At 52.1% G+C, this 25,130-nt stretch carries 20 protein-coding genes and 1 pseudogene; 10 read left to right on the forward strand and 11 right to left on the reverse strand.

Going from position 1 to position 25,130, the window contains the following annotated elements:
• The first annotated feature begins 24 nt into the window (after positions 1–24).
• A complete protein-coding gene (gene ribA / locus AB7038_RS00605) occupies positions 25–633 on the forward strand; it encodes a GTP cyclohydrolase II (RefSeq protein WP_024473150.1) in 609 nt (202 codons plus the stop codon).
• A gap of 72 nt (positions 634–705) precedes the next feature.
• On the opposite strand, the gene acnA is transcribed toward ribA, so the two are convergent.
• The 5 genes from acnA to topA all read right to left on the reverse strand — a co-directional run bounded on the left by acnA (position 706) and on the right by topA (position 9,468).
• Complete coding sequence (acnA, locus tag AB7038_RS00610; protein WP_369452592.1) at positions 706–3,378, reverse strand: aconitate hydratase AcnA; 2,673 nt, start codon at positions 3,376–3,378, stop codon at positions 706–708.
• Between the two features lie 146 nt (positions 3,379–3,524).
• The gene (locus AB7038_RS00615) at positions 3,525–3,929 is read right to left on the reverse strand and encodes a hypothetical protein (RefSeq protein ID WP_369452593.1); all 405 of its coding nucleotides are present in this window, start codon (positions 3,927–3,929) and stop codon (positions 3,525–3,527) included.
• Positions 3,930–3,951: 22 nt separating this feature from the next.
• Complete coding sequence (gene cysB / locus AB7038_RS00620) at positions 3,952–4,926, reverse strand: HTH-type transcriptional regulator CysB (protein ID WP_004238139.1); 975 nt, start codon at positions 4,924–4,926, stop codon at positions 3,952–3,954.
• Positions 4,927–5,176: 250 nt separating this feature from the next.
• Complete coding sequence (locus AB7038_RS00625) at positions 5,177–6,769, reverse strand: hypothetical protein (RefSeq protein ID WP_369452594.1); 1,593 nt, start codon at positions 6,767–6,769, stop codon at positions 5,177–5,179.
• A gap of 110 nt (positions 6,770–6,879) precedes the next feature.
• Positions 6,880–9,468 (reverse strand): type I DNA topoisomerase, encoded by a 2,589-nt coding sequence (gene topA, locus AB7038_RS00630; protein ID WP_369452595.1) that lies wholly within the window; start codon positions 9,466–9,468, stop codon positions 6,880–6,882.
• A gap of 287 nt (positions 9,469–9,755) precedes the next feature.
• Here topA and AB7038_RS00635 point away from each other — a divergent pair, with 287 nt between their 5' ends.
• Positions 9,756–10,007: a YciN family protein gene (locus tag AB7038_RS00635; protein WP_368889288.1), complete on the forward strand. Its 252-nt coding sequence runs from the start codon at positions 9,756–9,758 to the stop codon at positions 10,005–10,007.
• A gap of 90 nt (positions 10,008–10,097) precedes the next feature.
• Here AB7038_RS00635 and sohB read toward each other — a convergent pair whose 3' ends face one another.
• Entirely contained in the window at positions 10,098–11,150 is a 1,053-nt protein-coding gene (gene sohB / locus AB7038_RS00640; protein WP_368889287.1) for a protease SohB, read from the reverse strand.
• Positions 11,151–11,329: 179 nt separating this feature from the next.
• On the opposite strand from sohB, the gene AB7038_RS00645 reads away from it, so the two are divergent.
• On the forward strand, positions 11,330–12,112 hold the full coding sequence (locus tag AB7038_RS00645) for a YciK family oxidoreductase (protein ID WP_368889286.1): 783 nt from the start codon (positions 11,330–11,332) through the stop codon (positions 12,110–12,112).
• 15 nt (positions 12,113–12,127) lie between these two features.
• Here the strand turns inward: AB7038_RS00645 and AB7038_RS00650 are convergent, their stop codons facing one another.
• From AB7038_RS00650 to rnm, 4 genes are all read right to left on the reverse strand, one after another.
• Positions 12,128–12,985 carry a hypothetical protein gene (locus AB7038_RS00650; RefSeq protein WP_369452596.1) on the reverse strand — a complete coding sequence of 286 codons (858 nt, stop codon included), beginning with the start codon at positions 12,983–12,985 and terminating at the stop codon, positions 12,128–12,130.
• A gap of 281 nt (positions 12,986–13,266) precedes the next feature.
• Positions 13,267–14,199: a 23S rRNA pseudouridine(2605) synthase RluB gene (rluB, locus tag AB7038_RS00655; protein WP_004238146.1), complete on the reverse strand. Its 933-nt coding sequence runs from the start codon at positions 14,197–14,199 to the stop codon at positions 13,267–13,269.
• 110 nt (positions 14,200–14,309) lie between these two features.
• Positions 14,310–14,930 carry an L-threonylcarbamoyladenylate synthase gene (locus tag AB7038_RS00660; protein ID WP_004238147.1) on the reverse strand — a complete coding sequence of 207 codons (621 nt, stop codon included), beginning with the start codon at positions 14,928–14,930 and terminating at the stop codon, positions 14,310–14,312.
• Between the two features lie 13 nt (positions 14,931–14,943).
• Positions 14,944–15,813: an RNase RNM gene (gene rnm / locus AB7038_RS00665; protein WP_032098134.1), complete on the reverse strand. Its 870-nt coding sequence runs from the start codon at positions 15,811–15,813 to the stop codon at positions 14,944–14,946.
• Positions 15,814–16,147: 334 nt separating this feature from the next.
• Between rnm and AB7038_RS00670 the strand changes: the two genes are divergently transcribed.
• The 6 genes and pseudogenes from AB7038_RS00670 (at position 16,148) to AB7038_RS00695 (ending at position 23,158) form a co-directional block, all read left to right on the forward strand.
• On the forward strand, positions 16,148–17,698 hold the full coding sequence (locus AB7038_RS00670) for an anthranilate synthase component 1 (protein WP_368889285.1): 1,551 nt from the start codon (positions 16,148–16,150) through the stop codon (positions 17,696–17,698).
• Positions 17,698–19,319, forward strand: a pseudogene (gene trpD / locus AB7038_RS00675) (bifunctional anthranilate synthase glutamate amidotransferase component TrpG/anthranilate phosphoribosyltransferase TrpD). Before AB7038_RS00670 ends, trpD begins: the two are co-directional and overlap by 1 nt.
• A 3-nt stretch (positions 19,320–19,322) precedes the next feature.
• Positions 19,323–20,690 carry a bifunctional indole-3-glycerol-phosphate synthase TrpC/phosphoribosylanthranilate isomerase TrpF gene (gene trpCF / locus AB7038_RS00680; protein ID WP_369452597.1) on the forward strand — a complete coding sequence of 456 codons (1,368 nt, stop codon included), beginning with the start codon at positions 19,323–19,325 and terminating at the stop codon, positions 20,688–20,690.
• A gap of 32 nt (positions 20,691–20,722) precedes the next feature.
• On the forward strand, positions 20,723–21,913 hold the full coding sequence (trpB, locus tag AB7038_RS00685) for a tryptophan synthase subunit beta (RefSeq protein WP_024473163.1): 1,191 nt from the start codon (positions 20,723–20,725) through the stop codon (positions 21,911–21,913).
• The gene (gene trpA, locus AB7038_RS00690) at positions 21,913–22,719 is read left to right on the forward strand and encodes a tryptophan synthase subunit alpha (protein WP_369452598.1); all 807 of its coding nucleotides are present in this window, start codon (positions 21,913–21,915) and stop codon (positions 22,717–22,719) included. The genes trpB and trpA overlap by 1 nt, the downstream gene beginning before the upstream one ends.
• A gap of 124 nt (positions 22,720–22,843) precedes the next feature.
• Positions 22,844–23,158: a BON domain-containing protein gene (locus tag AB7038_RS00695; protein WP_072868199.1), complete on the forward strand. Its 315-nt coding sequence runs from the start codon at positions 22,844–22,846 to the stop codon at positions 23,156–23,158.
• Positions 23,159–23,239: 81 nt separating this feature from the next.
• On the opposite strand, the gene ompW is transcribed toward AB7038_RS00695, so the two are convergent.
• Complete coding sequence (ompW, locus tag AB7038_RS00700) at positions 23,240–23,881, reverse strand: outer membrane protein OmpW (protein ID WP_369452599.1); 642 nt, start codon at positions 23,879–23,881, stop codon at positions 23,240–23,242.
• Between the two features lie 425 nt (positions 23,882–24,306).
• Here ompW and AB7038_RS00705 point away from each other — a divergent pair, with 425 nt between their 5' ends.
• Positions 24,307–25,083: a YciC family protein gene (locus AB7038_RS00705; RefSeq protein WP_369452600.1), complete on the forward strand. Its 777-nt coding sequence runs from the start codon at positions 24,307–24,309 to the stop codon at positions 25,081–25,083.
• The last annotated feature ends 47 nt before the right edge of the window (positions 25,084–25,130 follow it).

Below are 25,130 nucleotides of genomic sequence, written 5' to 3' on the forward strand. Positions count from 1 at the left end.
AGTTAATAAATCATGAATAAAGAGTTGCAGTTAAAACGTGTCGCACAGGCAAAATTACCTACCCCGTTCGGGGAATTTTTGATGGTCGGATTTGAAGAAATTGCCACCGGTCACGATCACGTGGCTCTGGTGTTCGGTGATATCAGCGGTGATGAGCCGGTGTTATCCCGTGTCCATTCTGAATGTTTAACCGGTGACGCGCTGTTCAGCCTGCGCTGTGACTGTGGTTTCCAGCTGGAAGCTGCCCTGAAACAGATCTCGGAAGAAGGCCGTGGTGTATTACTGTATCACCGTCAGGAAGGCCGTAACATTGGCCTGCTGAATAAAATCCGTGCCTACGCATTACAGGATACCGGGCTGGATACCGTTGAAGCCAACCAGAAGCTGGGTTTTGCCCCTGATGAACGCGATTTCACCCTGTGTGCTGATATGTACAAACTGCTGGATGTACACGCTATCCGCCTGCTGACCAATAACCCGGAAAAAGTCGAGATTCTGACTCAGGCCGGAATTAACATTACTGAACGCGTGCCGCTGATTGTCGGCCGTAATCCGGCTAATGCCCATTATCTGGATACCAAAGCGGAAAAAATGGGGCACATGCTGTGCCAGTCTCCGGGCTGTAATCACTGATCCACCTGCAAAAAGTAAAAACAGAAAAGCGCGGCAAAAATACCGCGCTTTGTTTTTCCCCGTCTGACTACGTTACGCCAGCATCTGCCGGATCACATAACAGAGGATTCCGCCGTGGCGGTAATATTCCAGCTCAGTCTGTGTGTCGATACGGCACAGCGCTTTCAGTTCAGTCACCCGTCCGTCCGCATGTGTGATTTTCACCGGTACAATCTGTTTTGGTGTAACGCTGTTCAGGCCGCCGACGTCAATCAGTTCATCCCCGGTCAGCCCCAGTGTACGGCGATCGGTTCCCGCCGGAAACTCCAGCGGTAATATCCCCATACCAATCAGGTTAGAACGGTGGATCCGCTCATAGGATTCCGTCAGTACCACACGTACGCCCAGCAGATTAGTGCCTTTCGCTGCCCAGTCACGACTGGAGCCGGAGCCGTACTCTTTCCCGGCAATCACCACCAGGGGTGTCCCTGACTCCTGATAACGCATCGCGGCATCAAAGATAGCCAGTGTTTCCCCGGACGGAATATGACGGGTAAATCCGCCTTCCGTGCCCGGCACCATTTCATTGCGGATACGGATATTGGCAAACGTCCCGCGCACCATCACTTCATGGTTGCCCCGCCGTGAGCCGTAGGAGTTAAAATCCGCCGGTTTCACGCCATGTGCCTGTAAATAACGCCCCGCCGGACTGTCTGCTTTGATGTTTCCCGCCGGAGAGATATGGTCAGTGGTGACTGAGTCACCGAGGATCGCCAGAATCCGCGCCTGTTTTACATCTTTTACCGGTGCCGGGGAGACCGGCATTCCCTCAAAATACGGCGGATGGCGGATATAGGTGGAATCCGGCTGCCATTGGTAAGTCGGGGTGTTTTCCACCGGCAGAGACTGCCATTGCTCATCCCCGTCAAAGACCGCCGAGTACTCTTTGCGGAACATCTCTGTTTTCACTTTTTCCACCGCAGCAGCAATCGCGGCATTATCCGGCCAGATATCTTTTAACAGCACCGGTTTGCCCTGTTTATCATAGCCCAGCGGATCGGTTTCGAGATTACAGTGCAGATTGCCGGCCAGTGCATAAGCCACCACCAGCGGCGGAGAAGCCAGCCAGTTGGTTTTCACCAGCGGATGGATGCGCCCTTCAAAGTTACGGTTACCGGACAGCACGGCACCGACTGTCAGATCATGGCCTTTGATAGCGGTCTCGATTTCTGCATCCAGCGGCCCGGAGTTACCGATACAGGTAGTACAACCATAACCGACAAGATTAAATCCCAGCTGATCCAGATACGGCGTGAATCCGGCAGCATTCAGGTAATCTGTCACCACTTTCGAACCGGGAGCCAGAGAGGTTTTCACCCACGGCTTACGGATCAGCCCTTTTTCAACAGCATTTTTTGCCAGCAGACCGGCAGTCATCAGCACACCGGGGTTAGAGGTGTTGGTACAGGATGTGATAGCGGCAATCACCACTGCACCGTCTTCCGGGGTAAAGTGGTCACCATGCAGAGAAACAGGTACTTTTTCCGCAGGGGATTTTTTGTTCAGTTCCAGATCAACCGCCGCCTGAAACGCACCCGGTACCTGCGCCAGCACCACTCTGTCCTGAGGACGTTTCGGCCCTGCCAGGCTGGTCTGTACATCCGCCAGATCCAGCGCCAGCCCGGAGGTAAAGCGCGGCTCATCTCCCTCGTGACGCCACAATCCCTGCTCCTTGCAGTACGCTTCCACCAGCGCGATTTCGTCATCACTGCGCCCGGTCAGACGCATATAACTGAGTGTGACCTCATCCGCCGGGAAGAAACCACAGGTTGCACCGTACTCTGGTGCCATATTGGCAATTGTGGCACGGTCAGCCAGCGGCAGCTGCGCCAGACCGTCACCCCAGAACTCAACAAATTTGCCCACCACACCGTGTTTGCGCAGCATTTGTGTCACGGTCAGCACCAGGTCAGTGGCAGTGATCCCCTCACGCAAACGACCGGTCAGTTTAAATCCGACCACATCCGGGATCAGCATCGACACCGGTTGTCCGAGCATCGCAGCTTCCGCCTCAATACCGCCCACGCCCCAGCCCAGCACGCCGAGGCCGTTAATCATGGTGGTGTGGGAATCTGTCCCGACCAGGGTATCCGGATAAGCATAGGTTTTACCGTCACGGGTTTCATACCAGACGGATTTCCCGAGGTACTCGAGGTTGACCTGGTGGCAGATCCCGGTACCCGGCGGTACCACACGGAAGCGGTCAAAGGCCTGCTGTCCCCAGCGTAAAAAACGATAACGTTCATTATTACGTGACATCTCAATGGCCACGTTATCGGCAAAAGCCTGCTCACTGGCATACTCATCCACCATCACCGAATGGTCGATAACCAGATCGACCGGCGACAACGGATTGACCTTATTCTCTTCTCCGCCCAGCACGCGGATAGCCTGGCGCATCGCCGCCAGATCCACCACCGCCGGTACACCGGTAAAATCCTGCATCAGCACACGGGCGGGCCGGAAGGCAATTTCATGGTCAGCTGAGCCGGTTTTCTGCCAGTCGATCAGCGCCTGTAAATCGCGCACCTGCACACTGTCACCGTCGAGATTACGCAACAGGTTTTCGGCCAGCACTTTCAGGGATTTGGGTAATTTATCGAGATTGCCGAGCTGTTTTGCCAGGCGGGAGAGATGATAGATATGGTAGTGTTTTCCGCCCGCCGTCAGCAGGGTTTCACACTGTTGCTTTAAGGTTAACGACATAACGCCTCCACACAGAGTGTACGGGTTAAACAGGTATCTTCCTTATTATTTTCATTATAAAGATACCATATTCCCGTAATCTTTGCGGGGGCAGCCACACAATTTGTTAATTCAATGTAACTAAAACTAACAATTTTGCAGGATAATTAATCTGGGCTGTATTCCGTAATAACCCGGGTTCCCTGCCCGTCAGTCTCAAATGTGATGGTATCCTGACCGCCGTTAAACAACTGCGTTACCGTCAGGTGATTATTACCCTGCCATTTATATTCCAGACTGACCGTATCACCGTAATCCGTGAAAGACTGATCCGTGCCGGGTGTCAGTTTTTCCGTCAGATTTTTCGGCTCCCCGGTTGTACTGCGGTAGAGCCCGTAAGTTTGTACCAGATTACTGCCTTTGTAGTAGCATTCATCCGTTGAATCATAGCTTTCCGGGTCACGCACGGTCTCTTTACAGACCGGTGCCGCCGGTACGGATGCAGATACAACCACCGGCAACAGCCCGGCGGCAAGCAGGACAGCGCCTGCCAGTGCGGATAATTTACTCATCAGTTCCCCTGATAATAAGCATTCAGACAATCGGCAGCGGAATGTCTTTAAACATGGCTTCGATGTCTTCATTATTACGCAGCGCAATCGCTTTATCCACCACATCACGCGTCAGATGCGGCGCGAAACGCCACATAAAATCATACATATAAGTTCTCAGGAAACTACCGCGCCGGAAACCGATTTTTGTGGTGCTGTAACTGAATTTATCCCGCATATCGATACTGACGAGATCTTTATCCGTCTCCGGATCAACCGCCATACTGGCAATAATCCCGATCCCGAGCCCGAGGCGGACATAGGTTTTTATCACATCCGCATCCGTTGCGGTAAAGACCACTTTCGGCTTCAGCCCCTGTTTTTCAAAGGTGCTGTCCAGCTCGGAGCGGCCTGTGAAACCGTGGGTATAGGTGACAATCTCATACTCCGCGATATCTGCGATAGTCAGGTCGCGCCGCTGCGCCAGCGGGTGATCACGGCGGACCACCACGGCCCGGTTCCACTGGTAGCACGGCAGCATAATCAAATCGTTATACAGATGCAGGGCTTCTGTCGCGATAGCAAAATCGCTGTTGCCTTTGCAGACATCCTCGGCTATCTGTGTCGGCGTGCCCTGGTGCATATGCAGGGAAACGTGCGGGTAACGCTCAATAAAGCCTTTAATCACCGGCGGCAGTGCATAACGTGCCTGGGTATGGGTCGTGGCGATACTCAGGGTTCCCTGCTCCGGATACGTGTGCTCACTGGCAACAGCTTTGATGGCATCTATTTTCGCCAGCACTTCACGGGAGATGCGGATAACAGATTCCCCGGCCGGTGTCACGTGGGTCAGATGTTTACCGCTGCGGGCAAAAATCTGCATTCCCAGCTCATCTTCCAGCATCCGGATCTGCTTACTGATACCGGGTTGTGATGTGTACAGCCCCTCGGCAGTCGAGGAGACATTCAGATTGTGATTAACCACTTCCACAATATAGCGCAGCTGCTGTAATTTCATCCGCTTATTCCTTTCCGTGCAGGTTCGGCATTGCTTACTCCTTTTTCATCTTTATTATTCCGAAAAAGAATAAGTGAGCAAATTGTTATAACGTTATTCTATTCAGTGACGATATAACAAAAAATGCACGGGCACCAGCCAAAAAATAACAGCTCAATCCCCTGATACTGCGCATTTCTCAGTAAAGCGCGGAAAATCACGGCTATTCCTTTCTTAGGTTATTTTATTCAATGCTTATAACAAAATGATATTAACCTCTGTCTGCCGGATCTTTATCACCCTTCAGTAATGCGGTCATCCGCGCTTTTACCTGAGTATCAGGTTCAGCCAGTTCCCCTTTTTCCAGCAATCCGGTCACATCCTGCGGCCAGCTTTCGCGGGCTCTGGCGTACAGTGCATTCAGCGCCTTATTGCGGTTACGGACAACCGGGCTTTGCAGCCCGCAGCGGATCAGCGGCCAGCCGATATCCGGAAAACGGTACAATTCCTGTAATACGGAGTCCAGTTTGCTGTGCGGTTCCCAGTCCGGCCCTAATCCCATCGCATCTGACGGCCCGGAGGCTATCGCCACCAGCGGTAACTGCTGCTCTGCCAGTTCCGCCACCTGCCGTGCCCGTTCCGGATTATCAGTCTGCATCAGTGTCAGCCAGTCATCATTTCCGGCATTCTGCTGTTGCTGCACAAACAGTTCAGGCCAGATATCGATCCGGAACAACCGCCCGGCGCGGATAGCCTGATAACGTGTCTGTTCATCCGTGCTGCGGATTTGCTCACTGACAAGCTGAGCTATCCGCGGGCTTGCCAGCAATTCCGCTGCCAGCCCTTTCAGTATCTCTGTGTTATCGAACTGCGCCGGGTTATCGCTGAGGTAATCATTCACCGACCACACCAGGCTGTAATGCTCCAGTGCAGGTTCAGTGTATGTCAGCTGATTAAGATAACGAAGGCAGCACTGTGCACGGTCGTCATAGTCTGAAATATCCTGTGCGGGGCCGCCGTTAAACAGCGCCTGAAGGATCTCTGTTGCACCGTGCAGCAGTTCCGTATCCGCCGGTTCCGTCAGTGCCTCCGCCAGTCCCCCCTGCGTGGCGCAATACCATGCGGTGTATTCATTCATCACGGCATTATTGTAACCATCACGCAGCAGCCACTGACGCAGCGGTTTACCGGGATTTTCCGGGATGCGTTCGATCATATGCACCCGTCCCCAGCCATCAACACGTTTGGCCATACGCCACCAGAGCGCTTCATACGCCTGCGGATTTTTTGTCATTGCCGCCTGAGCCACAATGCCATACAGCGTGAACTCATCATGAGCCGCCAGCACAAACAGGATATCGCTGTTTTCCTGCCCGGGGAAAAAAGCCAGTACCGACATCGCCAGCTTGATGACATTCCGCTCCGGGCTGTTCTGCGCGAGCCAGGCACTGAAATCAGCCAGTTTTTCCGCATCAATGCCCTGCTGCTCCACGATCAGCTGTAACAACTGATCAATGTACCCCAGCGGGCTTTCCTCTCTGACAGCGGCCAGAAACGCGGAGACAGACGCCTTATCCCCTTTCTCCGCTGCGGCTTTCAGCAAGTCACGGATTTTCTGCACATCCGTTTCATCACCACCGGCCATATGATGAGAAAAAACACCGTCCAGCGCGCCGTCAGACCAGCTGATTTCATTCTCTTTGCGCGGCAGGGTATCCGGCAGCCTGCGCAGATTTTCCGGCAGCGGACCGGGTTCCCCGCGCCAGGGCAGTAACTGCTGATACGCTGACGGAAGTGCGTCATTCCATACCACCGGCCAGGCCGGTTTTTTGCCGGAGAAAAGATTACTGAACCATGATTTCATTGCATAACATCCTGTAATAAACCACTTATTGTTCCCAGTATAAAAAAACCGGTCAGGGAAATCCTGACCGGTTTTTATTATTGCGATACCGCCGAGATTATAACGACAGATTATTTAGCTTTCTCAACCCATTTTCCGTCAACATAGAATGCAGACCAGCCGGTTGCTTTGCCGTCTTTATCGGATGCCACATACTGCTGTTTGGTTTTGCGGCTCCAGCGGACAGTCGTCGGATTACCGTCCGGATCCGCCACCGGCGCTTCCGCCAGATAACGCATCTTCTCAGACAGACGATCTTTGAAGCGAACCAGTTCTGCCACCTGCGGTGCACGGGTTTCCCGTGATTTAGGGAAGTTATGCGCCGCCAGGAAAATACCGGCAGCACCATCACGCAGTACAAAGTACGCGTCTGATTTTTCGCACGGCAGCTCCGGTAACGGGACCGGATCTTCTTTCGGCGGAGCTACTTCGCCGTTACGCAGAATTTTACGGGTATTTTTACACTCATCATTGGTACAGCCCATGTACTTACCGAAACGCCCCATTTTCAGGTGCATCTCAGAGCCGCATTTTTCACATTCAACGACCGGGCCGTCATACCCTTTAATACGGAATTCACCTTCTTCCACCTCGTACCCTTCACATTCCGGATTGTTACCGCAGACATGCAGTTTACGGCCGGTGTCGATCAGGTAGCTGTCCATCGCGGTGCCGCATTTCGGGCAGCGGCGGCGGGCACGCAGCGCATTGGTTTCCGCATCATCCCCTTCGAGGATATTGAGGATTTCGTGTTCCGGGATCAGGTTGATGGTCTGCTTGCAGCGCTCTTTCGGCGGCAGAGCATAGCCGGAACAACCCAGGAATACCCCGGTGGATGCGGTACGGATCCCCATCGGACGGGAACAGGTCGGACAGATGATCGAAGTAATGACCATCGGGTTCGTCCGCATACCGCCTTCTTCCGGATCTTTGCCCGCGTTATCCAGCTGTTTGCTGAAATCAGCAAAGAACTCATCCAGCACTGATTTCCATTTCGCTTCATTATTGGCGATATGGTCGAGCTGATTTTCCATCCGTGCGGTAAAGTCGTAGTTCATCAGTTCCGCAAAGGTTTCTTCGAGACGATCGGTGACAATTTCACCCATTTTCTCAGCATAGAAACGGCGGTTTTCCACTTTCACATAACCGCGATCCTGAATGGTGGAAATAATTGACGCATAGGTGGACGGACGACCGATACCACGTTTTTCCAGCTCTTTAACCAGAGATGCCTCACTGAAACGTGCAGGCGGTTTGGTAAAGTGCTGTACCGGATCAATCGCTTCGCGTGTCATGACCGTACCCGGCGCAATCGCAGGCAGCGTATTATCTTCATCATTCTTACGCAGTGCAGGCATCACTTTGGTCCAGCCGTCGAAACGCAGCGTGCGTCCTTTGGCTTTCAGTGTGAAATCGCCCGCTTCTGCGGTCAGTGTGGTGGAATCGTATTTTGCCGGTGTCATCTGACACGCGACAAACTGACGCCAGATTAACTGATACAGGCGACGCGCATCCGGCTCCATATCCTTGAGCATCTCTTCCGTTACAGCGATATCAGACGGACGGATAGCTTCGTGCGCTTCCTGGGAATTCTCTTTGTTGCTGTACAGATTCGGCGAGGCAGGCAGATACTTATCACCAAAATTCTCAGTGATATAGTCACGTGCCATTGTAATGGCATCCTGACTCAGGTTAGTGGAATCGGTACGCATATAGGTGATGTGACCGGCTTCATAAAGACGCTGTGCCATCATCATGGTTTTCTTCACACCAAAGCTCAGGCGCGTACTCGCGGCCTGCTGGAGTGTGGAGGTAATAAACGGTGCGCCCGGCTTGCTGGAGGTCGGACGGTCTTCGCGGTCAGTAATTTTAAAGGTCGCTGCCTGTAACTTGCTGACAGCAGCATGTGCCTGTTTCTCATTGACTGCTTTAAAGGGTTTGCCGTTTTCCTGCACCACTTCCATGCGCAGCTGATCTTTTTTATCAGACAGCAGTGCGTGGATCTGCCAGTACTCTTCCGGCACAAACGCTTTGATTTCGCGCTCGCGCTCAACAATCAGACGCACCGCGACAGACTGCACACGACCGGCGGATAAACCACGGGCAATTTTCTTCCACAGCAGCGGAGAAACCATGTAACCCACCACGCGATCCATAAAGCGGCGTGCCTGCTGGGCATTCACGCGGTCAATATTCAGTTCGCCCGGCTGTTCAAACGCCTGGCTTATCGCATTTTTGGTGATTTCATTAAACACAACCCGGCTGAAGCGGCTGTCATCACCGCCGATCACTTCCCGCAGGTGCCATGCAATGGCTTCCCCTTCGCGGTCAAGGTCCGTTGCGAGATAGATGTGTGATGCATCGGCAGCCAGGTGCTGTAATTCAGAAACAACCTTTTCTTTGCCCGGCAGAATCTGATAATCCGCTTCCCAGCCGTGATACGGGTCAACACCCATCCGGCTGACCAGCGCTGTGCGTTCGTCTTTTTTAACTTTTTTCGTTTTATCGCCTGCAGCAGCGGGTTTACGGCTCGCTGAACCACTCGTCGGCAGATCCCGGATATGACCGACGCTGGATTTCACCACGTAGTCTTTGCCGAGATACTTGTTAATCGTTTTGGCTTTTGCCGGGGACTCCACGATGACAAGAGCTTTACCCATAATTATCATTACCTAAATTTTCGGGGCGATTATAAAAACGCCAATTTTTGCGTTAAATACACTGCCTTTTATATTGAGGCACTTTCGTAATAGATCAACTCTTTTTATACTAATGCTTTGTTTCAACTCAAAACATCTGTCAGGAAATGATGTATTTTTAATATCGCCGTCACCGGAGTGTATTACGCAAATAGTCTTCCCGCCAGTATGCGGGGCTCTTGAAAAGTTCACACTCTACCTGATAAATAGTGATGCGCAACAAATTATTTTTCAAAGGAGTTCACAGAATGCAAAAAGAAACCATCGCCATCAGCAAAGAAGAGCTGTTAGAAAAAGCCAATAAAATCATACAGGAACACGACGATTTTCTGGAAGGTATGCAGGCTGATGATGTTGAACAGAAATCCGGCGTATTGGTTTTTAAAGGTGAATACTTTTTAGACGACCAGGGTCTGCCGACACTCAAAAGTGCGGCCGTCTTTAATATGTTTAAACATCTCGCTCACGTTCTGTCAGAACAATATCATCTGGCGGATTAACAGACAGATACCGGAATAGTCACCGGCCGGATAATAATAATCCGCAAAGAATAACGGCAGCCTGCGCTGCCGTTATTTATATTGGGACGGTTATTTCCCGACCGGGCCATTCCCGCGCTGCCACCAGCGGAGAATAAGGCGGTCAGCACTCATCATCACACTCTGGGTGATTTTATCGATAAGACGCTTACGGCGGAAATAACGCACCTGAATAACTTCGTGGTCAGGAATTGCCGCGACAATTAAATCATCACTCACTGCCAGCTCATCAACCAGACCCAGCTCTTTCGCCTGGGTACCGTACCAGTGTTCACCGGTTGCCACTTTATCAATATCCAGAGACGGACGGTTCTGAGAAACGAAGTTTTTGAACAGAACGTGCGTTTCATCCAGCTCCTGCTGGAATTTCTCACGGCCTTCATCAGTATTTTGCCCGATGAATGTCAGCGTGCGTTTATATTGACCGGCAGTATGCATTTCCACATCAATATCATTTTTCTTCAGCAGACGATGGATGTTAGGCACCTGTGCCACCACACCAATCGAGCCGACAATCGCAAACGGCGCGGCCACAATTTTATCCGCCACACACGCCATCATATAACCACCGCTGGCCGCGACTTTATCAACCGCGATGGTAATACGGATATTTTTCTCACGCAGACGGGTCAGCTGAGCAGCAGCCAGACCATAGGCGTGAACCAGTCCGCCCGGGCTTTCCAGACGCACCAGCACTTCATCCAGACCCGGCTCGGCCACGGACAGAATAATGGTAATTTCTTCACGCAGTGATTCCACTTCGTGAGCATCCAGGCTGCCTTTAAAGTCAATTACATAGATACAGGATTTGCGCAGCCGGGTCTGACCGTTTTTGGCGTTGCTTTTGTCTTTTTTATCTTCGTTTTTTTGTTGTTTTTTAAACGCTTTATTCCAGACTTTCTGCTCTGCTTCGCTCATGCGGGCATGTTGCATTTCACGCTGTCTGTCGCGGTAATTTTCACCCAGATCCGTCAGACGTAATTTACCCAGAGACTGCCCTTTACGGATGCTGAGCATGACAAAGAACACGACAATGGCAATGATTGCCAGAACAATAGTTACGGTTTCTGCAAGAAACAAACCGTATTGTGAGAGAAACTCCACCGGCACACCTTAATGCTGTTAAATTGAATGGCGCTATTTTAACTAAAAAATCTGATAAATGCTCAACTAGTTTTGTAACCCTTGATGGCAATCACGCCCTGAGGACGGTATGATAAAAACGGGTTCACACCCTGTCCGGGATGTGATACCCGTCCATTTGCTTTTCCGGAGTTATCACCATGCATAATAATGATGTATCCCGCTTTTCCCCGTCCTCCCCTGATGCACTGAAGAATAAAATCATCCTGATAACCGGTGCCGGTGACGGGATCGGCCGCGAAGCCGCCCTGACCTATGCCCGCTACGGCGCGGAACTAATCCTGACCGGCCGGACAGAATCCAAATTACAGGCCGTCCGTGATGAAATCACGCAGCGTTACGGGTCAGTACCGCGTATTTATCATCAGGATTTGCTGACACTGACAGAAGCGCAAAGCCGTCAGTTCGCTGCCGCACTGGCACAGGAGATCCCGCGTCTGGATGGTGTACTGCACAACGCCGGTATTCTGGGTGTGGTCGCGCCGGTCACTGAGCAGCCGGTGCAGTTATGGCAGGATGTGATGCAGGTGAATGTTAACGGCACCTTTATACTGACACAGGCACTGTTACCGCTGCTGCTGAAATCCCCGCAAAGCTCGCTGGTATTCACATCATCAAGCGTCGGCCGCGAAGGCCGTGCCGGATGGGGAGCGTATGCCGTCTCAAAATTTGCCACTGAAGGTATGATGCAGGTTCTGGCTGAAGAATACAAAGGCACAGGGCTGCGCGTCAGCTGCATAAATCCGGGCGGTACCCGCACGGCCATGCGCGCCGGCGCATTTCCGGATGAGGCATCAGAAAAGCTGAAAACCCCGGCAGATATTATGCCGACCTATTTATATGTGATGTGTGATGACAGTTCCGGTAAAAACGGGATCAGCTATGATGCGCAGCCCGGCCGTAAAGCCGGACCGGCGGAATAATTAAAAACAGTAACGTCAGTGTACCGGGGGCGTTTCATCCGTTTGCAGCGGTAAAACCCCGGCACCGAAAATTTCACCGGTTTCCTGCACAAACCCGCTGAATTTCCGGCTCTCTTCTTTATCTGTCTTATTCTCTTTATCGCTTTGCAGCAGTATCTGGCGGTAACGATTAGCCATCCGCATCAGCACAGTGTGATAACGGCTGTATATTTCATATTTCTTTGTCACATCGGTCTGATGCCGGAACTCCGTCACAATATCTGTGATTTTCTCAGCATCCTCATGCAATTCCGGATCCTGAAACTGAATATCAGACAGACGGTTATTATTACCGGTATCCGCATCCTGTTCCGGGGTGATCACGGTATTATCCGGTAATAAACTGACACCACGCGGGTTGTATTCCAGGAACCGGCGGAATTCATTTTCATTCATACAGATTGTCACCATTCCTTTTTCCCCGGCAACAAATCTGTCCAGCACCGCTTTTATATCCGGTACATCGGAAGGATACCGGCATTTAAACAGGTTATTATCGATAACGTCTGCATTACTGATCCGTAACGGCCCCTGATAATAATGACCGTCAAATTTAAATGTCTTCACCATGGCATTAAATTGCGGTGAATACAGCATATCGCCGTCATGAATGGTATAGGAATAATAACGGGCACGGGACGGATTAAGGATCCCGCCGCTGTTTCCGGGATAGGCCATAAAGGAAATCTGTTGTCCCTGCGGGGTTTCCAGCTTATTCAGGCCGGACGGAAGATAAACAATACCCTCTCCGTTATGTGCAAGGTGATAACTTTTTCCGTTTACCGTAAAAAACAGATCATCCCCGGTAATATTACTGTAGTAATACCGGCTCATTTCAGGTGCGTCGGGCTGTGTTTCGTCACCACATCCGGGGAGCAGAAAGATGAGCGTTAACAGACCGCATCTGGTTATCGCAATAATCATCTCCTCGCAGATATATCTCTGTTTCCCGGTCATTCACCGGCGGGAAATACTGTTTTGGTTATTTTAACCCACACTGCGGGTATTTGCATGATCCCTGTACAAAAAAACGCCCCGCGCGATGGCACAGGACGTTTATAAGAACAAATACAGGCTGAAATAACAGAAAATACCGGTTTTACATAACCGGATTATTATTTACCGGTACGGCGTTTCTGTGTATTTCCGGTACCCTGACGGGTTGATGACGGGCGTCCGGAATTACGTTTTGATGCCGTGGTGCCGACTTGTGAGTGACGTTTTACTGCACGGCGGATCTGATTAGCTTTGATCCGGCGTTTATCACTTTCCACAGAAACCTTGGTGGTGGTTTCCGCAGGCAGTCCCACCAGTTCACGCAGATAGTTGGTTTTTTCCAGGTTCAGCTCCACCCATCCGCCGCGCGGCAGCGCTTTCGGCAGATCGATATCACCATAGCGGACACGGATCAGGCGGCTGACCTGCACACCGACCGCTTCCCACATCCGGCGGACTTCACGGTTACGGCCTTCGGTCAGGGAGACATTAAACCACTGGTTGATACCTTCACCGCCTTTAAATTTCAGTGAACGGAACGAGGCCGGGCCATCTTCCAGTTGCACACCCTTAAGCAGCTGATTACGTTTGGCATCATCTACTTCCCCGAAAACGCGGACCGCATATTCACGCTCCACTTCACGGCTCGGATGCATCAGGCGGTTTGCCAGTTCCCCGTCCGTCGTGAACAGCAGCAGACCGCTGGTATTCACATCCAGGCGGCCGACAGCAATCCAGCGGGCTCCCTGAATACGCGGCAGACGATCAAAAACCGTCGGACGGCCATCCGGGTCGTGGCGGGTACATAATTCCCCTTCCGGCTTGTAATACGCCAGTACACGGCACGGGTTTTTCTGTGCATCTTTGATGCCTAAAATCCGGCCGTCGAGGCGGATTTTAGCATTAGTATTAACATCGATACGGTCACCCAGTGTGGCAGTTTTGCCGTCAATGGAGATACGGCCCGCTTCGATGTAACTTTCAATTTCGCGGCGTGAGCCATGCCCTGCATGCGCCAACACCTTTTGTAACTTTTCTGTTTTCTGGCTCATTGAGCACCCTCTGCTGTCGCCTTCACAGGCGTCATAAAAATCAACCGCAGCATTATACACAGGTTAATGCACGGCGCTAACGCATTTTACACATGTGACGCACACGGCTGTCACAGGAACGGCGTTACATCTCCGGTTCCTTCACGCACCACAACCGGCACGTCGTCAGTCAGATCGATAACCGTGGTCGGCTGCTGGCCGATATAACCGCCGTGGATCACCAGATCCACCTGCTTGCCCAGGGTATCATTAATTTCTTCCGGATCAGATTCCGCAAAATCATTGCCCGGTAAAATCAGACTGGCTGACATCAGCGGTTCGCCCATTGCAGCAAGTAAATCCATGGCAATCGGGTTTGCCGGAATACGCAGACCAATGGTTTTGCGTTTTTCACTCATCAGACGGCGCGGCACTTCTTTGGTCGCCCGCAGAATAAAGGTGTAATTACCCGGTGTATTATTTTTGATTAAACGGAATACCGTGTTATCCACATGTGCATAGGTGGAGATATCCGATAAATCGCGGCACATCAGGGTAAAGTTATGATTACTGTCTATCTGACGCAGGCGGCAGATCCGCTGTAATGCGTCTTTATCTTCCAGGCGGCAGCCGATGGCATAGCCGGAATCGGTCGGGTAAATCACCACGCCGCCTTTGTTAAAAATCTCCACGCTCTGATTGATCAGGCGTGCCTGCGGGTTATCCGGATGGATATAAAACATCTGGCCCATGTTGTTTCCTCTGTTAATCCTTCAATGACCAATCCTGCCAGATTGGTATTACATCACCCGGTAACCACAATTTACGGCCCAGTTCTATCCACGAACACGGCTGATGAAAATCGGATCCCTGGGAGGCTTTTAATCCGTATGTTATTGCGTACTGTGCCAGAGTCCGGCGCTCATCCGGGGCCTGCTGACACTGCGCTACTTCCATGCCATCCCCGCCTGCCTGTTTAAAAAAATCACACAGGCGTTTGAGCCACTTGGCGGATAAGCCATAGCGGCCGGGATGAGCCAGTACGGCCTGTCCGCCGGCGGCATGAATGGCCTGCACCGCATCCGGGATATCACACCACTGCGGCGGCACATAACCGGTTTTGTTACGGGCGAGATAGCGTTTGAACACTTTCGGGATCGTCGGTTCCACACCACGGGCGATCAACACCCGTGCGAAGTGTCCGCGCGTAACTTCACCGCCCTGCGCCAGCTCATTCGCCTCTTCCCAGGTGCCTTCAATTCCGGCCTTTGCCAGCCGTTCACTGATAAGCATCCCGCGTGCCCGGCGCCGTTCTGACTGCTGCGCCAGTAATTCTGTCATTGCCGGATGGGTAATATCAATATTCAGCCCGACAATATGAATCTCATGATGTTCCCAAAGCGTTGATATTTCAACACCATTAATCACCGTCAGCGGTAAATTATTTGCCTGCTGATAATGATGTGCCGCCGGAAGTGCATCCGTGGTGTCGTGATCGGTAATTGCCAGCACGGTCACCTTCATCTCAACGGCCCTGTCCAGTAACTGCTCCGGTGTCAGCATGCCGTCTGACGCAGTGGTATGGCTGTGTAAATCATAGCACGACAGGTCAATACCTGTATTTTCCGGCTCCATCGCGTCTCCCTTCTGTTCTGACAACTCGTTGTCAGAAGTGACCACATAAAGTTTCACCCGCTTTTTGCGGGACGCACAGTATTCCACAAAAACCCTTGACACACCAATCTCGATCTAGTTAACTAGTACACAGAGCAAGTTATCTGAAATTACTGTTTATACTGAGGACATCCCATGAACATGCACAAACTGAACAATCGTTGGTGGCGCAATCTTTCCCGTCGGGCGGAATGGTTGTGCGTGCATGTCAGTTAACCGGCTGTACCAGAGCACAGAACCCGCCCCCGTGGCGGGTTTTTTTATGGCAAAAAATTCACATAGCAAGGTAATAATCATGGACAGCACGATTTTCACACAACACATCCGGACAGATTATCCGGCTTATCAGCCCGACCCGGCGGCGGTATTCACCGCGCTTTGCGCACAGCGTCCAGCAACGCTGTTATTAGAATCCGCCGAAATAGCGTCCAGAGCAAATTTAAAAAGCATGCTGGTGCTGCACAGCGCACTGCGCGTCTGCTGCACCGGACACACTGTCACCGCAGAAGCACTGACCGCCAACGGCGCGGCACTGCTGCCGGTGTTACAGGCTCGCCTGTCCGCCGGGACTATCTGCGGTAACACACTGACACTGCATTTCACTGCACCGGCCGCCCATGCGGATGAAGATACCCGCCTTCGTGCCGCCTCGGTCTTTGATGTGCTGCGCACCCTGATGAACCTGCCGTCACAGGCAGATGACCGTCACGCGCTGTTCTGCGGCGGGCTGTTCAGTTACGACCTGGTCGCGGCCTTTGAGGCACTGCCGCCGGTTGAGCGCACCAACAGCTGCCCGGATTACTGTTTTTATCTGGCGGAAACGCTGCTCACCATCGACCACCAGCAGCAGACAAGCGAGCTGCTCACCCTGACATTTACAGCGGATGCCGCAGAACAAACCCGCCTGACAGCACAGCATCAGCAGGTATTAACGGCGCTGGCACAGCCGGTAACCGGTTCTGCGGCTGTTACGCCGGTGGATATCAACGTGACAACGTCACATTCAGATACCGATTTTTGCTCTATTGTTGATCAGTTAAAACAATCCATTGTTCAGGGTGATATTTTCCAGGTCGTACCGTCACGCCGTTTTCAGCTGCCGTGCCCGTCACCGATGGCCGCTTACCGCGAACTGAAAACCCGTAACCCGAGCCCTTACCTGTTCTTTATGCAGGATGCGGATTTCACCCTGTTCGGTGCATCACCGGAAAGTGCGCTGAAATATGACCCGGCAACCCGTCAGATTGAAATCTACCCGATTGCCGGTACCCGTCCGCGTGGTTTGTCAGCAGACGGTTCAGTGGATGCGGATAAAGACAGCCGCCTGGAACTGGATCTGCGCACGGATCAGAAAGAGCTGGCCGAACACTTTATGCTTGTTGATCTGGCCCGTAATGACCTCGCCCGTATCTGCCGTCCCGGCAGCCGCAGTGTGGCGGAACTGACCAAAGTGGATCGCTATGCGTTTGTGATGCACCTGGTGTCCCGCGTCACCGGTGAATTACGCGATGACCTCGATATTTTCCATGCCTATCAGGCGTGTATGAATATGGGCACCCTGACCGGCGCACCGAAAGTCCGCGCGATGGAACTGATTGCCCGGGCCGAGAAAGTCCGTCGCGGCAGTTACGGCGGCGCGGTCGGCTATTTCCGCGGCGATACCACCTTTGATACCTGCATTGTGATCCGTTCTGCCTATGTGGAAAACGGTATCGCCACTGTGCAGGCCGGCGGCGGCGTGGTGCTGGATTCCGACCCGCAGGCGGAAGCCGACGAAAACCGCAACAAAGCCCGCGCGGTGATCCGCGCCATCACCCGCGCCCATCATGCAGAGGAGACATTCTGATGGCTGATATTTTACTGCTCGATAATGTCGATTCCTTTACCTATAACCTGGCCGATCAGTTCCGTGCTCAGGGGCATCAGGTGGTGATTTACCGCAACCGGGTACCGGCGGAGGTCATTCTGTCCGCGCTGGAAACCATGAAAAACCCGGTGCTGGTACTCTCTCCGGGACCGGGAAAACCGGCAGATGCCGGATGCCAGCCGGAAGTGCTGAGCCGTGTCAGAGGGCGTTATCCGGTGATCGGAATTTGTCTCGGCCATCAGGCGATTGTTGAAGCCTACGGCGGTAAAGTCAGCCACGCCGGTGCAGTGCTCCACGGTAAAGCCAGTCAGTTGCATCACGATGAGCAATCCATGTTTTCCGGTCTGCCGAACCCGATGAAAGTGGCACGCTATCACTCTCTGGCAGCAGAAATCATCCCGGAAGCGCTGACCGTGTGTGCCTCCAGCGACAATATTGTGATGGCCGTCCGCCATGAACAGGACAAAGTCTGCGGCTTACAGTTTCACCCCGAATCCGTCCTGACACCGGATGGTGCAGCCCTGCTGGCCAATACCCTGGCGTGGGCACAGGCATAACTCAACCTGAATAACAGATAAAAAACAGATTAAGGAACAGAGAGATGCAAACATTATTTGAAAAACTTTACCGGGGTGAAACACTGACCCTGGCGGAAAGCCGGGAATTATTTTCCGCGATTATCCGGGGAGAACTGAGTGAAACCCAGCTGGCGGCAGCACTGATCAGCATGAAAATGCGCGGCGAACAGCCGGATGAAATTGCCGGTGCCGCCCAGGCCTGTCTGAACAACGCACGTGCCTTCCCGCGTCCGGACTACCGTTTCAGTGATATTGTCGGCACCGGCGGTGATGCCTCCGACAGTATCAATATCTCCACTGCCAGTGCCTTTGTGGCAGCGGCCTGCGGGATAAAAGTCGCCAAACACGGCAGCCGCAGTGTCTCGAGCAAAACCGGCTCTTCTGATTTACTGAACGCCTTCGGGATCGCGCTGGACACCCCGGCGGATGTGTCCCGCAGCGCACTGGATGATGTCGGCGTCTGCTTTCTGTTTGCCCCGCACTACCATGACGGCTTCCGTTTTGCCGCGCCGGTGCGTCAGCAGCTGAAAACCCGTACCTTATTTAATGTCCTCGGGCCGCTGATTAATCCGGCCCGCCCGCCGGTTGCCCTGATCGGTGTATACAGCCCTGCGCTGATCCGTCCTGTTGCGGAAACGCTGAAAGTCCTGGGCTACCAGCGTGCAGCCGTGGTGCACAGCGGCGGGATGGATGAAGTTTCCCTGCATGCACCGACACAGGTTGCTGAACTGCATAACGGAGAGATCCGCGAATACCGTCTGACCACAGACGATTTCGGCCTGCCGGGTTATGACATGCAGGAACTGCGCGGCGGTACCCCGGAAGAAAACCGTCAGTTGCTGACCCGGTTATTACAGGGAGAAGGCACTGCGGCACAGAGTCACGCCGTGGCAGCCAATGTCGCCCTGCTGATGAAACTCAATGATAACGAAGACTTACAGGACAATGCTCAGCACGCGCTGGCAATGATCCGCAGTGGTAACGCCTTTGAGCGCGTCACCGCCCTGGCCGCGAGAGGATAAACCATGAAAGGCACTGTATTAGAACAGATTGTGAATGATAAACGTATCTCCCTGGTTGCGCGGAAGAAACAGGAGCCGCTGCTGAGTTTCGCGGATGATCTTCCGCTGAGTGACCGCGATTTTTATCAGGCGCTGCGCAGCGCGGAAACCGCGTTTATTCTGGAGTGCAAAAAAGCCTCTCCGTCGAAAGGGCTTATCCGTCAGGATTTTAATCTCAGTGAAATTGCAGCGGCCTATGCGCCGTATGCCTCGGCGGTATCAGTGCTGACAGACGAAAAATATTTTCAGGGACAACACGACTATCTGCGGCAGGTGCGCGCGCTGATTACTCAGCCGGTATTGTGCAAAGATTTCATTATTGATGCTTATCAGGTGTATCTCGCCCGCCATTACGGCGCGGATGCGATTCTGCTGATGCTCTCCGTCCTGAATGATGCGGATTATCACTCACTGGCGACCCTGGCTCATTCCCTCAATATGGGCGTACTGACGGAAGTCAGTACGGAAGAGGAACTGTACCGCGCCATTGCCCTTGATGCACAGGTTATCGGCATCAATAACCGCGATCTGCGCGACCTCTCCATTGACCGCCGCCGGACAGCGGATTTCGCACCACATATTCCGGCTGACCGCATTATTATCAGTGAATCCGGTATTACCACCCATCAGCATATCCGCGAATTGCGTCCCCATGCTGACGGGTTCCTGATCGGCAGTGCCATTATGGCGCAGCCAGATCTGGACACAGCCATCCGCCGCCTGATTTACGGCGAACACAAAGTCTGCGGACTGACCCGTGCGGACGATGCCCGCGCTGCCTATGATGCCGGTGCCACCTTCGGCGGCCTGATTTTTGTCAGCAAATCGCCGCGTTATGTGGATGAAGCACAGGCAGCGGAGGTGATGTGCGGAGCACCGCTGGCATACGTCGGCGTGTTCCGTAACCACGACCCCGCAGATATCGCAGCCATTGCCCGCCGCCTGAAACTGCATGCGGTTCAGTTACACGGTGATGAAAACGAGCACGATATCGCGCTGCTGCGCCTGCATCTCCCGGCAAAATGTGAGATCTGGAAAGCGCTGGATATGTCGCACGGTGCGGATATCACCGTTCCGGACGGCGTGGTGCGCCTGGTCCTGGATAACGGCAAAGGCGGCACCGGGCAGACGTTCGACTGGCAGACCCTGCCTCCTTCACTGCCGGTGCCCTTTACCCTCGCGGGCGGGCTGAATGCGGAAAACTGTGTCTCCGCCGCCGCCTCCGGTGCTGCCGGGCTGGATTTTAACTCCGGCGCCGAGTCCGCCCCCGGTATTAAAGATGCAGAAAAACTTCGTCAAATATTTAATCAATTACATCAGCAAGTTGCCTGACTACGACTGAAAAGAAAAAGGATCAGAAAACAATGAGTAAATTAAATCCCTATTTTGGTGAATTCGGCGGGCAGTTTGTGCCGCAGATTTTAATCCCGGCACTCGACCAGCTCGAAGATGCCTTTATTGCCGCTCAGGAAGACCCGGAGTTTCAGCGTGAATTTACCGATCTGCTGCAAAACTATGCCGGACGCCCGACTGCCCTGACCCTGTGCAAAAACCTGACAGCCGGCAGCAAAACCAAACTGTACCTGAAACGCGAAGATTTACTGCACGGCGGTGCGCACAAAACCAACCAGGTGCTCGGCCAGGCGCTGCTGGCAAAACGGATGGGAAAAACGGAAATTATTGCCGAAACCGGCGCCGGACAGCATGGTGTGGCGGCAGCACTGGCCAGTGCGCTGCTCGGCCTGAAATGCCGGGTGTATATGGGGGCAAAAGACGTGGAACGTCAGTCACCAAACGTATTCCGTATGCGGCTGATGGGCGCGGAAGTTATTCCGGTGCACAGCGGCTCCGCAACGCTGAAAGATGCCTGCAATGAGGCGCTGCGCGACTGGAGCGGCAATTATGACCGCGCCCACTATTTATTAGGCACCGCGGCAGGCCCGCATCCGTACCCGACCATTGTCCGCGAGTTCCAGCGCATGATTGGTGATGAGGCACGTGCCCAGATCCTCGCCCGTGAAGGTCGCCTGCCGGATGCGGTGATCGCCTGTATCGGCGGCGGTTCAAATGCTATCGGTGCATTTGCCGGGTTTATTCCCGATGAATCTGTCGCGCTGATCGGCGTCGAACCAGCCGGGCACGGTATCGAAACCGGCGAGCACGGCGCACCGCTCAAACATGGCCGTATCGGTATCTATTTCGGCATGAAATCACCGATGATGCAGACAGAAGACGGTCAGATTGAGGAATCTTACTCCATCTCCGCCGGTCTGGATTTTCCGTCTGTCGGGCCGCAGCACGCGTATCTGAATGCTATCGGCCGGGCGGATTATGTTTCCGCCACCGATGACGAGGCACTTGACGCGTTTAAAACCCTGAGCCGTCAGGAAGGGATTATCCCGGCTCTTGAATCCTCCCATGCCCTGGCACACGCACTGAAAATGATCCGTGAAAATCCGGAGAAAGAACAAATTCTTATCGTCAATATTTCCGGTCGCGGAGACAAAGACATTTTCACTGTTTATGACATTTTTAAAGCAAGAGGTGATTTCTGATGAGCCGGTATGAACAACTTTTTCAGCGTTTGCAGTCCCGTAATCAGGGCGCATTTATCCCGTTTGTCACTCTGGGTGATCCGTCGGCAGAGATTTCCCTGCAAATTATTGATGCTCTGGTGGCCGGTGGTGCGGATGCCCTGGAAATCGGTATTCCGTTTTCTGATCCGCTGGCAGACGGTCCGGTGATTCAGGATGCCAACCTCCGTGCCTTTGCCGCCGGTATGACCCCGGCGCACTGCTTTGAGCTGATTGCACAAATCCGGGCAAAATATCCGGAACTGCCGGTGGGACTGCTGATATATGCCAACCTGGTCTTCCATAACGGCATCAGTCAGTTTTATGAAACAGCGGCAAAAGCCGGGGTGGATTCGGTGCTGATCGCCGATGTGCCGCTGCATGAGTCTCAGCCGTTCCGGGATGCCGCACTGGCCAATAATATTGCGCCGGTCTTTATCTGCCCGCCGGATGCGGATGATAAGTTACTGGAAACACTGGCAGCCGCCGGAAAAGGCTATACCTACCTGCTCTCCCGCGCAGGCGTGACAGGAACAGAAAAACGGGCTGAAAAATCCCTGGCTGATCTGACGGCAAAACTGACCGCACTGAATGCCGCACCGCCGGTTCAGGGATTCGGGATTTCAGAACCGGAACAGGTACAGGAATCGCTGCAAAATGGTGCTGCGGGGGCGATTTCCGGCTCTGCTGTGGTAAAAATCATCGCCGCAAATCTGGATGATGTACCACGGATGTGTCAGAAACTACGGGAATTTACGCAGAAAATGAAAAACGCAACGCAATTATAATGATTCACGCCGCCCGCTGTTAACAGCGGGTTATTTTTTGTTGAGAAACATTCGGTTTTCATCAATACTAAACAGGTCAGGCACACATTATTCTGCGATCCGTGCCGGTAATAAGGAGAACATAATGAAGTACATGAAACTGGTCACCTCATTTTTTGTTGTCATGTTTATGGCTTTTACCCTGTCTGCCTGTGCCCCGACGTCGACCACTGAAGGTACCGGGGGCTATTTTGATGATTCCGTCATCACCACAAAAGTGAAAACGGCGTTGCTGGGTGAGAAAGGCATTAAATCCACTCAAATCAGCGTGGAAACATTCAAAGGTAAAGTTCAGCTGAGCGGATTTGTCTCTTCAGAGAAAGAAGCTAACCTTGCGGTAAATACCGCGCGTAAAGTACCGGGTGTGCAGGTTGTTATTAACTCAATGAAGTTGCGGTGACCCTGAATATCAGATTACCGGATAAAAAAACGGCGCAATAATAATTGCGCCGTTTTTTTATGGTACTGATAACACGAATTATCAGAATTTGTAGCCCGCACCAAACATAAAGACAAACGGGTCAAGACGGGTTTTATAAGAGTAACTGTCATTACCTGCTTTGAAGTCCACATCTGTTTCGATGTTCATCCACCAGACTGACGCATTCAGCAACCAGTGGTCATCTAACTGATAATCCAGACCAGCCTGTGCCGCAAAGCCCCAGGAATCACCTAAACTCAGATCACGTAAACCTGCGCCACTTCCGGTACCGTTAAACCCTTCATCAAAGAAGAAGGTATAGTTCACACCCACCCCTAAATACGGACGCAGTTTATCTTCCGGAGTACGGAAATAATACTGAGCCATTAAGGTTGGCGGCAGATCTTTAACTGATGCGATTTCACCCAGGGATGATGGCAGTGAAACTTTGTGTTCAAACGGAGTCGCAGCCAATAATTCAATACCGATATTATCGGTTGCCATATAAGTAAAGGTCAGACCCAGCTGCGTATTGTTATTTGCTTCAAAAGAGCCGGCAAAACCCAGAACATTATCAGAGCCTGTATTCGGACGTACAGTCGCAGTACCACCACGAACGATAAAATCACCGGCCTGGTGTGCCATTGAAACTGACGGTAAAACAGTTGCCAGTGCTAAACACACTGCAGAAAGCTTTTTCATTATCTATCCCATCCTAAAAAAAAGAAAAAAAACACAATAAGTACAGTTTGAAATATACAACCTTAAATCCAATTATGATCTAAGACAGATCACAACATTTAAATAAAAAACGCATTTTTCACAAAGATCTAAATTATTATTCCACGGTGATATTTTCATTTATTGATTTACATCAAAAACAACCTTTGTCATTTTTAGTGCAATCATTGTTTGTGTGTTTTATATCAATTTGTAAAATAAGATGCTTACTATTCAGCCGAATATTTTGTTTTATTATTGTTAATAATTTGTGATTTTTCAGCTATCTGTTTCCGTATATTCCGTCTGAGAACTGTATTTCTGCCGGACGAACAGGTTACAATCTCCGCCATACTGTTTTACAATTGCATCAACGTTTTTATTTCATGCCTTACAGGAGTTGTTCCATGTCCATGCCGGTGCCGGTTCTTGCCCGCGACAGTCTTAATTTTTTCCGCAATCAGCTGTTGTCTGTCCTGATCATTTCGCTGCTCACCGCCGCTGTGACCGTCGGGCTCAATGTGCTCCTGACTTACAACTCCAACGGACTGTCGCTTATCCGCGCACTGGAAACCACCTATGCCACTGAAGGCTCCGGCGGCTTTCAGCGGGCGGTCGCCGCACTGACATCCGATGACCAGTGGCAGATGCTGAAAACCGGCCTCGGAACTATCTTCAGCTCTCTGCTGGGCAACGCTGTCTTTGTGACCGCCATGATTTTTCTGATCTTCAGTGCCTCACAGGGTCAGCCTGTATCCGCGTTGCAGGCCATCACCGGCTCTGCCGGACGCATTCCGCGCATGCTGGTGCTGCTGTTGATCTGCTCGCTGGTGATTGCCCTCGGGCTCGTCGCCATGTATCTGCCGGGATTAATCCTGGCCATGTTACTGGCGCTGGCGCCGATCATTATGTTCACCGAAAAGAACAGTGTATTTACCGCTATTAAAATCAGCGGAAATATTGCCCTGAAAAATATCAGAACACTTCTGCCTGCTATTTTAATATGGTTTGCCCTGAAACAGGCATCCGTAGTGTTTCTTAGTAAACTTCCGATAGAAAATGAGCATATTCTGATGACTGTTATTCTGTTTATTAATAATGTCATCAGCGGACTGGTGATTATTTATCTGTTCCGGTTCTATCAGTTATTTACACAATCACAATCTGCCAGCGACTATCAGTAAGGCCGGATAATGCGCACAGATAATGATATTGTCTTTTTTGTGTAAAG

The sequence above is a fragment of the Morganella morganii genome (assembly GCF_041099235.1).
GTDB lineage: Bacteria > Pseudomonadota > Gammaproteobacteria > Enterobacterales > Enterobacteriaceae > Morganella > Morganella morganii_E.

What these genes read in the sequence shown, in the direction of transcription:
- acnA (WP_369452592.1), bottom strand. Translation starts at nt 3,378, where the DNA reads ATGTCGTTAACCTTAAAGCAACAGTGTGAAACCCTGCTGACGGCGGGC.
- AB7038_RS00615 (WP_369452593.1), bottom strand. Translation starts at nt 3,929, where the DNA reads ATGAGTAAATTATCCGCACTGGCAGGCGCTGTCCTGCTTGCCGCCGGG.
- cysB (WP_004238139.1), bottom strand. Translation starts at nt 4,926, where the DNA reads ATGAAATTACAGCAGCTGCGCTATATTGTGGAAGTGGTTAATCACAAT.
- AB7038_RS00625 (WP_369452594.1), bottom strand. Translation starts at nt 6,769, where the DNA reads ATGAAATCATGGTTCAGTAATCTTTTCTCCGGCAAAAAACCGGCCTGG.
- topA (WP_369452595.1), bottom strand. Translation starts at nt 9,468, where the DNA reads ATGGGTAAAGCTCTTGTCATCGTGGAGTCCCCGGCAAAAGCCAAAACG.
- AB7038_RS00635 (WP_368889288.1), top strand. Translation starts at nt 9,756, where the DNA reads ATGCAAAAAGAAACCATCGCCATCAGCAAAGAAGAGCTGTTAGAAAAA.
- AB7038_RS00645 (WP_368889286.1), top strand. Translation starts at nt 11,330, where the DNA reads ATGCATAATAATGATGTATCCCGCTTTTCCCCGTCCTCCCCTGATGCA.
- AB7038_RS00650 (WP_369452596.1), bottom strand. Translation starts at nt 12,985, where the DNA reads ATGAGCCGGTATTACTACAGTAATATTACCGGGGATGATCTGTTTTTT.
- rluB (WP_004238146.1), bottom strand. Translation starts at nt 14,199, where the DNA reads ATGAGCCAGAAAACAGAAAAGTTACAAAAGGTGTTGGCGCATGCAGGG.
- AB7038_RS00660 (WP_004238147.1), bottom strand. Translation starts at nt 14,930, where the DNA reads ATGGGCCAGATGTTTTATATCCATCCGGATAACCCGCAGGCACGCCTG.
- rnm (WP_032098134.1), bottom strand. Translation starts at nt 15,813, where the DNA reads ATGGAGCCGGAAAATACAGGTATTGACCTGTCGTGCTATGATTTACAC.
- AB7038_RS00670 (WP_368889285.1), top strand. Translation starts at nt 16,148, where the DNA reads ATGGACAGCACGATTTTCACACAACACATCCGGACAGATTATCCGGCT.
- trpCF (WP_369452597.1), top strand. Translation starts at nt 19,323, where the DNA reads ATGAAAGGCACTGTATTAGAACAGATTGTGAATGATAAACGTATCTCC.
- trpB (WP_024473163.1), top strand. Translation starts at nt 20,723, where the DNA reads ATGAGTAAATTAAATCCCTATTTTGGTGAATTCGGCGGGCAGTTTGTG.
- trpA (WP_369452598.1), top strand. Translation starts at nt 21,913, where the DNA reads ATGAGCCGGTATGAACAACTTTTTCAGCGTTTGCAGTCCCGTAATCAG.
- AB7038_RS00695 (WP_072868199.1), top strand. Translation starts at nt 22,844, where the DNA reads ATGAAGTACATGAAACTGGTCACCTCATTTTTTGTTGTCATGTTTATG.
- ompW (WP_369452599.1), bottom strand. Translation starts at nt 23,881, where the DNA reads ATGAAAAAGCTTTCTGCAGTGTGTTTAGCACTGGCAACTGTTTTACCG.
- AB7038_RS00705 (WP_369452600.1), top strand. Translation starts at nt 24,307, where the DNA reads ATGTCCATGCCGGTGCCGGTTCTTGCCCGCGACAGTCTTAATTTTTTC.